The organism is Staphylococcus piscifermentans, assembly GCF_900186985.1.
Taxonomy (GTDB): Bacteria; Bacillota; Bacilli; order Staphylococcales; family Staphylococcaceae; genus Staphylococcus; species Staphylococcus piscifermentans.
The window spans coordinates 1,790,314-1,802,977 of record NZ_LT906447.1 but is presented as its reverse complement, the minus strand read 5'-3'; the positions used below and the strand labels follow the sequence as shown (position 1 = coordinate 1,802,977).

Below are 12,664 nucleotides of genomic sequence, written 5' to 3'. Positions count from 1 at the left end.
AGAAATATGTTTAAAACAATAGAAGAACTCATACACAGATGTGAGAATGAAAATAAAGCCATCTACGAAATTATGCTGGAACAGGAAATGCAAGTGACTGGAGTACCAGCTAATGAAATATATGCTGGCATGAGTCATCATTTCCAAACGATGGAAAATGCAATAGAACAAGGATTAGATGGCGTTTCATCAGTGACAGGGCTGACAGGCGGAGATGCCGTCCTTATTCGTAAGTATTTAGAAAGCGGGCAAGCTTTATCAGGACCGATACTGTTAGATGCAGTAAGTAAAGCCGTGGCAACTAATGAAGTAAACGCTGCGATGGGGAAAATTTGTGCTACTCCTACGGCAGGTTCAGCAGGCGTAGTTCCTGGCGTGCTCTTCGCCATCAGACACCGCTTCAATCCCACTCCCAAAGAGATGTTGAACTTTTTACTTACTGCAGGAGCTTTCGGATTTGTAATCGCCAATAATGCGTCTATTTCAGGCGCGGCAGGGGGCTGTCAAGCAGAAGTAGGCGCAGCTGCTGCTATGGCTGCGGCTGCTACGGTCGAAATGGCTGGCGGCACACCGCAACAGTCGGCTGAAGCTTTTGCAATTTGCATGAAGAATATGCTAGGTTTAGTATGTGATCCAGTAGCGGGACTGGTTGAAGTGCCTTGTGTGAAACGTAATGCAGCAGGGGCTTCAAATGCAATCGTGTCAGCGGATATGGCACTTGCAGGTGTATCATCGCGTATTCCGGCTGATGAAGTGGTAGGTGCAATGTACCGAATCGGTCAAACGATGCCTTCAGCGCTTCGAGAAACGGGACGCGGCGGTTTAGCTGGCACACCAACCGGCCAACGCTTAAAACAACAAATATTTGGTGATTAATATGTCTAAAGTCAATCTCATTGATCAACCTTATGCGTTAGATCAAATAAAGGGTTTAGGACCCAAACGCATTGCAGTATTAAATGAATTAAATATATATAATGTAGAAGATTTAGTGCTCTATCTGCCAGTTCGCTATGAAGATAATAGTATCGTAGATTTGAATGAAGCAGAAGATCAATCCACCGTGACAGTGACCGGCGAAGTTTATTCTACGCCCACTGTCGCTTTTTTTGGCCGCAACCGATCTAAAGTAACGGTGCATCTCATGATTAATAATATCGCTGTCAAAGCAGTCTTTTTCAATCAGCCTTATCTTAAAAAGAAAATCAATTTGCATGACCATGTAACTGTGAAAGGTAAGTGGAACCGCGGTAAACAAGAAATTAATGGCATGCGTATGTTTACGACAGGCTCAGAAGATCTGCAAAATGCTGATGGAGAACAATTAGATCCAGTTTATCGCATCAAAGAAGGTATTAAACAGAAGACCATGCGTGATATTATCCGCAAAGTATTGGATGATATTGAAATTCGCGAATGGCTGTCTGAAGATTTACGTGAAAAATATAAATTAGAATCACTGGCTACTACGATTCGTGCATTACACTATGCTGATAATAAGAAAGCTTTACTGAAAGCACGTCGTACCTATGCCTTTACTGAACTCTTCTTATTTGAATTGCGGATGCAATGGTTGAATAGACTAGAAAAAGCTAGTGATGAAGCCATTGAAATCAATTATGACTTAGAGCAGGTCAAACAATTTATTGAGGATCTGCCTTTTGAATTGACCGATGCGCAAAAGCACAGTGTGAATGAAATTTTCAGAGATTTGAAAGCACCGCTTCGCATGCACCGCTTGCTCCAAGGTGACGTAGGCTCAGGAAAAACAGTTGTGGCTGCTTTATGTATGTTCGCCTTGAAAACAGCAGGCTATCAATCTGCTTTAATGGTACCGACAGAAATCTTAGCAGAGCAACATGCAGAAAGTTTAACAGAACTTTTCGGAGATAGAATGAATGTAGCGTTGCTGACAGGTTCTGTTAAAGGCAAGAAACGTCGCTTGCTCTTAGAACAACTGGAAAATGGTACGATTGATTGCCTAATTGGAACGCATGCATTGATACAAGATGATGTTTCCTTTAATAATGTCGGACTTGTTATCACGGATGAACAACATCGCTTCGGTGTTAATCAAAGACAAGCGCTGCGTGAAAAGGGAGCCATGACAAATGTCTTGTTTATGACGGCAACCCCGATACCTAGAACCTTAGCCATTTCAGTATTTGGAGAAATGGATGTATCCTCTATCAAACAATTACCTAAAGGACGAAAGCCTATTAAAACTATGTGGGCGAAACATGAACAATATGATGCTGTCTTAAATCAAATGACTTCAGAGTTAGAAAAAGGACGGCAAGCGTATGTCATTTGTCCATTAATAGAGAGTTCTGAGCATTTAGAAGATGTGCAAAATGTCGTCGCATTGTATGAATCACTAGAAGAACATTATGGCGTAGGTCGAGTCGGTTTATTACATGGTAAAATGTCAGCTGATGAAAAAGATGATGTAATGCAACGTTTTAATCGTCATGAAATAGATATTTTAGTTTCTACGACGGTAGTAGAAGTAGGTGTGAACGTACCGAACGCCACTTTTATGATTATTTATGATGCGGATCGCTTCGGCTTATCAACACTGCACCAATTACGTGGTCGTGTCGGACGTAGCGACCATCAAAGTTATTGTGTATTGATTGCTTCACCTAAAACAGAAACCGGCATTGAACGCATGAATATTATGACTCAGACTACAGACGGTTTCGAATTGAGTGAACGAGATTTAGAAATGCGGGGCCCAGGCGATTTCTTTGGAGTGAAACAAAGTGGTCTGCCTGATTTCTTAGTTGCCAATATCGTTGAAGATTACCGAATGCTAGAAGTAGCTAGAGATGAAGCGGGCGAATTGATACAGTCAGGAAGATTCTTTACAGATGAGTATGCTGTCTTACGCAACTTCGTGGAAGAGAATTTACTGCATACCAGCTTTGATTAAAATGATTTCTGTCCCGCTCCCATTGTGTTTTTTGTTGAGCATATTTAAGAGAAAATGATATGATATGTAAGGAGTCTTAAGACTTGGTACTAAAATTAGGGGGAGAGAGAAATGAAGTTGAAAAAACAAGCACGACGAGATGCAATCAAGGAACAATTACAACAAAACCCCTTTATGACTGACAATGAATTAAGCGACTTATTTTCAGTAAGTATCCAAACAATTCGTTTAGATCGGACTTACTTGAAAATTCCAGAACTGAGAAAGCGTATTAAATCGGTAGCAGAACATAATTATAAGCACATTCGTGCGATTGAAGGCAATGAAATCATCGGTGATCTGATTCGTGTAGAACCTAATGTAACGGCTGAATCTTTAATTTATATTACTGAGGATTCTGTCTTTACGCGAAATGATATTGCACGTGGTCATATTTTATTCGCTCAAGCCAATTCATTATGCGTAGCTTTGATTCAAAAGAACATGGTGCTCACACGAGACAGCCAAGTGAGTTTTTTAAGACAAGTCAAGTTGCATGATACGGTGCATGCTTTCGCACAAGTAACAGATTTCGGTAAAAAGTATATTACTGTGGCGGTATCGTCATATGTAAAAGATAAATGTGTATTTAAAGGTACATTCAAAATGTATTATTATAGCGAGGAGGAATCATGATATGGTGACATTAGCCATTGACATGATGGGTGGAGATGACGCACCTGGTATCGTATTAGAAGCGGTAGAGAAAGCGTTGAATGACTTCCCAGATTTACATATTATTTTGTTCGGAGATGAAAAGCAGTGCAATATTAAACATTCACGCTTAGAATTCCGCCATTGTTCAGAAGAAATTGAAATGACAGATGAACCTGTACGTGCCATTAAACGTAAGAAAGATAGTTCAATGGTCAAAGCGGCGCAAGCAGTCAAAGACGGTGAAGCATCAGGTTGTGTTTCAGCTGGCAACACAGGAGCTTTGATGTCTGCTGGATTATTTATTGTCGGTCGCATTAAAGGCGTAGCACGTCCAGCACTTGTTGTTACTTTGCCGACAGTTTCAGGTAAAGGCTTTACTTTCTTAGACGTAGGAGCCAATTCAGATGCTAAACCAGAACACTTATTACAATATGCACAGTTGGGTAATATCTATGCGGAAAAAATCCGCGGTATCGGTGCGCCGAAAGTTGCGTTATTGAATATCGGTACAGAACCGAAGAAAGGTAACAGCTTAACGAAAGAAACTTATCAATTAATGAGCGCGGATACATCATTCCATTTTTCAGGCAACGTAGAAGCTAAAACTTTAATGGAAGATGCAGCCGATGTAGTGGTGACGGACGGATTTACAGGCAACATGGTCTTAAAGAATCTTGAAGGTACTGCGAAATCTATCGGTAAGATGTTCAAATCAACTTTACTAGGCAGTGTGAAGAATAAATTAGCTGCCTTAATCTTGAAAAAAGATTTAAGTGAAGTCATGAAAAAAATGGATTACGCAGAATACGGCGGTTCTGTATTGCTCGGCTTAGACGGTATCGTAGTTAAAGCACACGGCAGCTCGAATGCCAGAGCCTTTTATTCAGCCATCCGTCAAGCTAAAATCGCAGGAGAAGAACGTATTGTAGAAATTATGAGAGAAACGGTAGGTGAAGCGTAATGGGCAAGACGGCCATTATTTTTCCTGGACAAGGTGCACAAAAAGCCGGTATGGCAAAAGACTTATACCAAGTTGATGCACAAGCGACAGAAATCCTAGATCAAGCACAACAAGCAGTAGACTTTGACTTGTTAGAAACAATGTTTACAGACGAAGAAGGTAAATTAGGAGAAACAGAGAATACGCAACCTGCATTGTTGACACACAGTATCGCTTTATTGAATGCTTTGGAAAACGTTGACGCAGATTATACAATGGGACATAGCTTGGGAGAATATTCTAGTTTAGCCGCAGCCAAAGTGCTTTCTTTTGAAGATGCAGTTAAAATCGTTCGCAAAAGAGGCGAATTGATGGCACAGGCATTCCCAAGTGGTGTCGGCAGCATGGCAGCAGTACTTGGCTTAGATTATGATGAAGTGGCTAAAATTTGTGAAGAATTGTCTGAAGAAGGTTCAATCATCGAACCTGCCAATATCAATTCACCGGGTCAAATTGTAGTTTCAGGACATAAAACAGCTATCGACCGCATTGTCGAACAAGGTAAATCACTAGGTGCGAAACGTGTATTGCCATTAAATGTTTCTGGCCCGTTCCACTCATCTATGATGCAAGTGATTGAAAAAGACTTTGAAGATTATATTAATCAATTTGAATGGCATGATGCTGAAATTCCAGTAGTACAGAATTATCACGCGCAAGCAGAAACAGATGCGGAAGTTATTAAACAAAATATGGTGAAACAACTTTACTCACCAGTTCAATTTATCAAATCAACAGAATGGTTAATCGATCAAGGTGTTGACCACTTTATCGAAATCGGACCTGGCAAAGTATTGTCTGGTTTAATCAAGAAAATCAACAGAGATGTTAAATTAACTTCGATTCAAACACTCGAAGATGTTAAAGGATGGAATGAAAATGAGTAAAAGTGCATTAGTAACAGGTGCTTCTAGAGGTATCGGCCGCAGTATTGCTTTGCAATTAGCGGATGAAGGCTACAATGTAGCGGTCAACTATGCTGGTAATAAAGAGAAAGCAGAAGCGGTTGTGGAAGAAATCAAGGGCAAAGGTGTAGATGCTTTTGCGATTCAAGCTAACGTAGCCAATCCCGATGAAGTTAAAGAAATGATTCAAGAAGTCGTTTCAAAATTCGGTTCATTAGATGTTCTTGTCAATAATGCAGGTATTACACGTGACAACTTATTAATGCGTATGAAAGAGCAAGAATGGGATGACGTGATTGATACGAACTTGAAAGGTGTCTTCAACTGTATCCAAAAAGCGACACGTCAAATGATGAAACAACGCAGTGGCGCTATCATCAACTTAACAAGTGTAGTAGGCGCAGTCGGCAATCCTGGACAAGCGAACTACGTAGCCACTAAAGCAGGTGTTATCGGGTTAACGAAAACAGCAGCTCGCGAACTTGCATCACGTGGTATTACAGTGAATGCTGTGGCACCAGGTTTCATCGTATCTGATATGACAGATGCTTTGAATGATGACCTTAAAGAACAAATGAAATCTCAAATTCCGCTTGGTCGTTTCGGTGAAGATACAGATATTGCAAATACAGTTGCTTTCTTAGCGTCTGATAAAGCTAAATATATCACTGGCCAAACGATTCATGTCAACGGCGGCATGTTCATGGAATAATTTCCCAGTTTAATTAGCATAATTTGATGGAAGTAGTGCGATTACACTAATTTATGGGTAAACCTACTTGTATTATTGATAATAAAATGGGAAAATAATAGAGTCGTATAGGCTTGTTAAAGGAGGTGAATCGACGTGGAAAACTTCGATAAAGTTAAAGATATCATCGTAGACCGTTTAGGTGTAGATGCTGACAAAGTAACTGAAGATGCATCTTTCAAAGATGATTTAGGCGCTGACTCACTTGACATCGCTGAATTAGTGATGGAATTAGAAGATGAATTCGGTACTGAAATCCCTGATGAAGAAGCTGAAAAAATCAATACAGTTGGTGACGCAGTTAATTTCATCAACAACCTTGATAAATAATGAAAATATTATCTGAGTCGTCTCTTTCAGCGACTCAGATTTTTCTTTTGTTTTAAGACAAATTCACGTAAAATGAGTAACATAGACAGAGTATAAATTCCTATCTTGATAGAAAAAAAGGAGGTCTTTTTTTGACCAATCACAAGAAAGAAGCATTACTTCAAAATTTCAATAAGAAATTTGCAGATAAAATGCAGATGCTAAATTTAAACTACGATAATTTACCTCTTTACCAACAAGCATTTTCACATTCAAGCTTTATTAATGATTTCAACATGAATCGTCTCGACCACAATGAGCGTTTGGAATTTCTTGGAGATGCGGTATTAGAATTGACGGTTTCACGCTATTTATTCGATAAGTACCCAGAATTACCAGAAGGCAACTTAACTAAAATGCGCGCGACAATTGTATGTGAACCCTCACTTGTAATATTTGCGAATAAAATCCACTTAAATGAACTCATCTTATTAGGAAAAGGTGAAGAAAAAACAGGAGGACGCACTAGACCTTCATTAGTGTCAGATGCCTTTGAAGCCTTCGTAGGCGCTTTATATTTAGACCAAGGTCTAAAAGCAGTTTGGCAGTTCGCAGAAGAAGTCATCTTCCCGCATGTAGAAGATGATGAACTAATGGGAGTAGTGGATTTTAAAACGCAATTCCAAGAATTAATTCACCGTCTCAGCAAAGGAAATGTAACCTATCGCTTAATTCATGAAGAAGGACCAGCCCATCATCGTCTGTTCACTTCAGAAGTATTATTAGAAGATGAAGCTGTAGCGACAGGCCAAGGCAGAACGAAGAAAGAATCAGAACAAAAAGCTGCCGAAAAAGCATATAATACTATGAAAAAGCAATAAGTCACAGATTGTCAGAACAGGAATAAGGAGAAATAAAAAAGCATGGTTTATTTAAAATCAATCAATGCCTTCGGTTTCAAATCGTTTGCGGAACAGACTGAGGTTAATTTCGACCAAGGCGTGACGGCAATCGTAGGCCCGAACGGCAGCGGCAAGAGTAATATCACTGATGCAATCAAATGGGTGCTCGGTGAACAATCAGCCAAATCCTTACGTGGTTCGAAGATGGAAGATATTATTTTTTCCGGCGCAGAACATCGTAAAGCGCAAAATTATGCTGAAGTACGTTTGAAATTGGATAATCATGCACATCAATTAAATGTTGATGAAGATGAAATTATCGTAACACGCCGCCTATATCGCAGCGGTGAAAGTGCGTACTATTTAAATAATGACCGCGCACGTTTAAAAGATATCATTGAGCTCTTCTTGGATTCAGGATTAGGCAAAGAAGCGTTCAGTATTATTTCTCAAGGACGTGTAGATGAAATCTTAAATGCGAAACCCGCTGATCGTCGACAAATCATTGAAGAATCAGCAGGGGTCTTGAAATATAAGAAACGTAAAGCAGCTTCTGTGCAAAAATTAGATCAAACGGAAGAGAATTTAACACGTGTGGAAGATATTCTGTACGATTTAGAAGGCCGTGTAGAACCGTTGAGAGAAGAAGCGGCAATTGCTAAGGAATACCAGCATCTCTCAAGTGAAATGAAAAAAAGCGATGTGCTTGTCACTGTACATGATATCAATGATTATCAAGAGGCCATTCAAAAAGCAGATGAACAGTTGAATATACTTAAGAGCCAGCAAGCACAAAAAGAAGCGGACAAAACTTCTTATTCTAAAACATTGACCAAATATAAAGCAGAGTTGAATCAACAGAATGATGATATTGAACGTTTGAACTATGAGTTGGTACAGACAACTGAAGCAGCTGAAAAATTAGCGGGTCAATTAAATGTCTTAGAAGAACGTAAAAAGAATCAATCGCAAACGAATGCACGATATGAAGAAGAACAAGCAGCTTTAGAGCAGCAAAAGACACAATTAGAGACTGAAAGACAAGAGGCTGAAGCAGCTCAAGATGAGCTTGTACGCAGACAAAAAGAACTTGCTGGCGAAATTAAAGCTTTAGAAGACAAGTTGTATATCAGTGATACAGATCATGATGAAGAATTGGAAGAGATTAAGAATCAATACTATGACATCATGTCTGAACAATCCGAAGTGAACAACGATATTCGCTTCTTAGAACGTACCATTGAAGAAAACGAAGCGAAACAATCAAGATTAGACAGCCGTTTACTAGAGGCGTTCAACCAATTAAAATCGCTTCAATCTGAAATTACGGATATTGAACAGCAATATCAAGCACGTCAACAAACTTTTAAGAAGTTAGAAGCAGAGCTGCAAACGTGTGAAGAAAAACTTACAGCTGCTAAAAATCAACAAACCGCAGAAGAAGAAAGACTTTATCAAGCTTATCGCTATAATGACAAGTTAAAGGCTAAGATTGAAAGTCTATCGAGTCGTGAAGAAGATTATACTTATTTCTTCAACGGAGTCAAACATGTCTTGAAAGCTAAGGACAAAGAATTGTCGGGCATTCATGGAGCAGTAGCTGAGGTCATTGAAGTGCCTTCAAATTTAACGACTGCCATTGAAACAGCATTAGGTGCCTCCATGCAGCATATTATTGTGGATAATGAAAAGAATGGTCGCCAAGCGATTCAATTTTTAAAACAAAATCATTTAGGCAGAGCAACATTCTTACCGTTGAATGTCATTCAAGCCAGATATCTGAATCAAGAAATCAAGATGACTGCAGCACAAGCAGAAGGTTATATTGGAATCGGTGCGGAATTGATTCGTACCCAATCACAATATAAAAATGTGATTGCCAATTTATTAGGCACTACAATTATTGTGGATAACTTGAAGCACGCTAATGAATTAGCCCGTGCAATTCGTTATCGCACACGCATCGTGACACTAGAAGGCGACATTGTGAACCCAGGCGGCTCTATGACAGGCGGAGGCCAACGTCAGACCAAAAGCATCTTAGCGCAGAAAGATGAACTTGCACAACATCGCGAGCAGTTGAAGCAATATGAGCAGCAAACGGCACAATTCGAACAAGAAGTGCAGCAAATTAAAGCAACGGCTAATCAATATAGCGAAGATTATTTAGAAATCAGCCAGCGGTATAATCTTGAAAAACAAAGTATGCATGATTTATCTTTAGAATTGGATCGCTTAAAGACGAGTGAATCACATATTAAAAGTGAACATGAAGAATTTGAATTCGAGAAGAATGACGGTTATCAAAGCGAAACCAGCCGTCAAACGCTAAAAGACAAAGAGTTACAAAAACAAGCTTTGGCAGATAAACTCGCAGAATTAGAAAAACAAATTGAAACCTTGACTAAGCTTTCGAAAGAAGGTAAAGAAAGTTCAACACAACTACAACAGCAATTGCACCAGAAACAATCTGACTTAGCAGTCTTGAAAGAACGTATTAAGACAGGACGTGAGCAGTTAGCACGCTTAGATAAGCAACGCGAACAAAATCGTTTACAACAAGAAAAATTAGCAGAAGATATTCAATTATTTAATTCTGATGAAGTGACAGGCCAGAAAGCTTTTGAAACGATTCAAGCAGATATTGAAGTGAAAAAGGAAGAAAAAGCAGCCTTAAGCAGTCGTTTAGCTGAATTGAAACAACAACGTCAAGCTACTAACGAAGAAATTGAAGAATATGATGCCTTACTTCAAGAAGCACATCGCGATATTCTGTCAATAGAAAATAGTTATCAAGATATCAAAGCAGAACAATCTAAATTAGATGTATTGATTGACCATGCTATGGATCACTTAACTGAAGATTATCATCTGACTTACGAAGCGGCGCGTGAATTATACGAACAAGATGAGCCGATTGAGGCATTGCGTAAAAAGGTTAAACTGACTAAAATGTCGATTGAAGAACTAGGACCTGTGAATTTAAATGCCATTCAACAATTTGAGGAAGTCAATGAACGCTATACTTTCTTAGACGAACAGCGTACTGATTTGCGTGAAGCGAAAGCCACTTTAGAACAAATCATTAAGGAAATGGACGAAGCCGTGATTGATCGCTTTAAAACGACTTTCCATGCCGTACAAGGTTATTTTTCAGAAGTGTTCAAATCACTATTCGGCGGTGGTCAAGCAGAATTGCGTTTAACGGATGATGATTACTTAACTGCCGGGGTAGATATAATTGTACAGCCGCCTGGTAAGAAATTGCAGCACTTGTCATTGCTAAGTGGCGGTGAACGCGCTTTAAGTGCAATTGCGCTACTCTTTGCTTTATTGAAAGTCCGTTCAGCTCCATTTGTTATACTAGATGAAGTAGAAGCGGCATTAGATGAAGCCAATGTGATTCGTTATGCGAATTATTTGAAGCAACTATCAGAGAAGACACAATTTATTGTGATTACGCATAGAAAAGGAACGATGGAAGCGGCAGACCGTTTGTATGGTATTACGATGCAAGAATCAGGTGTCTCTAAACTGGTCAGTGTGAACTTAAATACGATAGATGAAGTGTTGAAGGAGGAGCAAGAATGAGCTTTTTTAAACGATTAAAAGATAAATTCTCTGGAAAGTCATCCGATGAAGAGAAAGAACTGAAAGATATAGACCAAGAAGGTCAAGAATCTGAGTCCTCGAAAGAAGAATCAGAATCTGAACCGAAATCTACCTTACCAGAAGCTCAACCTAAAGAAGAGAAAAAGGAAGAGCCGAAAGATGACTTTGATTTCGATGACGGTTTAATTTCCATTGAAGAATTTGAAGAAATTGAATCACAAAAACTAGGTGCGAAATTCAAGCAAGGTTTAGAAAAATCACGTGAGAATTTCCAAGAGCAATTGAATAACTTGATTGCACGTTATCGTACAGTAGATGAAGATTTCTTCGAAGCCTTAGAGGAAATGCTGATTACAGCAGATGTCGGTTTTAATACCGTTATGGAATTAGTAGATGAATTACGTACAGAAGCACAACGTCGTAATATTAAAGAAACATCCGACTTGAAAGAAGTTATTGTTGAAAAAATCGTTGAAATCTACGAACAAGAAGATGACCACTCAGAAGTTATGAATTTAGAAGACGGCCGTTTGAACGTCATCTTAATGGTAGGTGTCAACGGTGTCGGCAAAACTACAACAATCGGTAAATTAGCACATCGTTATAAAGCTGAGGGCAAAAAAGTAATGCTTGCAGCTGGAGATACGTTCCGTGCAGGTGCAATTAATCAGTTGAAGGTATGGGGCGAACGTGTCGGCGTTGATGTTATCAGTCAAAGCGAAGGTTCAGATCCAGCAGCTGTTATGTATGATGCCATCAATGCGGCTAAAAATAAAGATGTGGATATCTTAATTTGTGATACTGCAGGACGTTTGCAAAATAAAGCCAACTTGATGAATGAGTTAGAAAAAATGAAACGTGTTATCGGCCGAGCAGTACCAGATGCACCACATGAAGTATTGTTATGCTTAGATGCGACTACAGGACAAAATGCTTTATCACAAGCGCGCAGCTTTAAAGAAGTGACGAATGTTACAGGTATTGTATTAACGAAATTAGACGGCACTGCCAAAGGTGGTATCGTCCTAGCAATTAGAAATGAATTGCATATTCCTGTAAAATACGTCGGTCTTGGTGAAAAACTCGACGACTTGCAACCATTCAACCCTGAAAGCTATGTATACGGCTTATTTGCTGACATGATTGAAGAAACAGTCGATGAATATAAAGAAGAACATGGCGAACCGGTTGAACATGGAGAAGACGGCGAGGCATCCTCTCATGAGCAAAAATGATTTAGTTAAAACTTTGCGTATGAATTATTTGTTTGATTTTTATCAAGCATTACTTACGAAAAAACAACGCAATTATTTAGAACTCTTTTACCTTCAAGACTACTCCTTGAGTGAGATTGCTGATACATTTGATGTGAGTCGGCAAGCAGTATATGATAACATAAGAAGAACTGGTGATTTAGTAGAAGATTATGAAACTAAATTAGAGCTGTATTCTAAATTTGAGCAGCGCCGTGAAATTTATAATCAAATGAAAGCATCTATTGAAGATCCGGATGCCTTGAAACGATATATTGAAGAACTAGAAGAATTAGAATAA

The 12,664-nt window shown here is 39.1% G+C and carries 11 protein-coding genes; all 11 read left to right on the top strand.

Features of this window, described 5'->3' with window-relative positions; genetic code table 11:
- Positions 1-6 precede the first annotated feature (6 nt).
- The 11 genes from sdaAA to CKV71_RS08280 all read left to right on the top strand — a co-directional run bounded on the left by sdaAA (position 7) and on the right by CKV71_RS08280 (position 12,664).
- Positions 7-876 (top strand): L-serine ammonia-lyase, iron-sulfur-dependent, subunit alpha, encoded by an 870-nt coding sequence (gene sdaAA / locus CKV71_RS08330; protein WP_095105707.1) that lies wholly within the window; start codon positions 7-9, stop codon positions 874-876.
- Position 877: 1 nt separating this feature from the next.
- Entirely contained in the window at positions 878-2,935 is a 2,058-nt protein-coding gene (recG, locus tag CKV71_RS08325) for an ATP-dependent DNA helicase RecG (protein ID WP_095105706.1), read from the top strand.
- Positions 2,936-3,046: 111 nt separating this feature from the next.
- Positions 3,047-3,610 carry a transcription factor FapR gene (gene fapR / locus CKV71_RS08320; protein WP_095105705.1) on the top strand — a complete coding sequence of 188 codons (564 nt, stop codon included), beginning with the start codon at positions 3,047-3,049 and terminating at the stop codon, positions 3,608-3,610.
- Position 3,611: 1 nt separating this feature from the next.
- Positions 3,612-4,592, top strand: a complete 981-nt coding sequence (gene plsX, locus CKV71_RS08315; protein WP_095105704.1) for a phosphate acyltransferase PlsX — start codon at positions 3,612-3,614, stop codon at positions 4,590-4,592.
- A complete protein-coding gene (gene fabD / locus CKV71_RS08310) occupies positions 4,592-5,518 on the top strand; it encodes an ACP S-malonyltransferase (RefSeq protein WP_095105703.1) in 927 nt (308 codons plus the stop codon). The genes plsX and fabD overlap by 1 nt, the downstream gene beginning before the upstream one ends.
- The gene (gene fabG, locus CKV71_RS08305) at positions 5,511-6,248 is read left to right on the top strand and encodes a 3-oxoacyl-[acyl-carrier-protein] reductase (RefSeq protein ID WP_095105702.1); all 738 of its coding nucleotides are present in this window, start codon (positions 5,511-5,513) and stop codon (positions 6,246-6,248) included. Before fabD ends, fabG begins: the two co-directional genes overlap by 8 nt.
- 135 nt (positions 6,249-6,383) lie before the next feature.
- Positions 6,384-6,617: an acyl carrier protein gene (locus CKV71_RS08300; RefSeq protein ID WP_095105700.1), complete on the top strand. Its 234-nt coding sequence runs from the start codon at positions 6,384-6,386 to the stop codon at positions 6,615-6,617.
- Positions 6,618-6,808: 191 nt separating this feature from the next.
- The gene (gene rnc / locus CKV71_RS08295; protein ID WP_371685074.1) at positions 6,809-7,477 is read left to right on the top strand and encodes a ribonuclease III; all 669 of its coding nucleotides are present in this window, start codon (positions 6,809-6,811) and stop codon (positions 7,475-7,477) included.
- 42 nt (positions 7,478-7,519) lie between these two features.
- Positions 7,520-11,089, top strand: coding sequence for a chromosome segregation protein SMC (smc, locus tag CKV71_RS08290; RefSeq protein ID WP_095105698.1), 3,570 nt, complete (start codon positions 7,520-7,522; stop codon positions 11,087-11,089).
- A complete protein-coding gene (gene ftsY, locus CKV71_RS08285) occupies positions 11,086-12,345 on the top strand; it encodes a signal recognition particle-docking protein FtsY (protein WP_095105697.1) in 1,260 nt (419 codons plus the stop codon). Before smc ends, ftsY begins: the two co-directional genes overlap by 4 nt.
- Complete coding sequence (locus CKV71_RS08280; protein ID WP_015900110.1) at positions 12,332-12,664, top strand: putative DNA-binding protein; 333 nt, start codon at positions 12,332-12,334, stop codon at positions 12,662-12,664. The genes ftsY and CKV71_RS08280 overlap by 14 nt, the downstream gene beginning before the upstream one ends.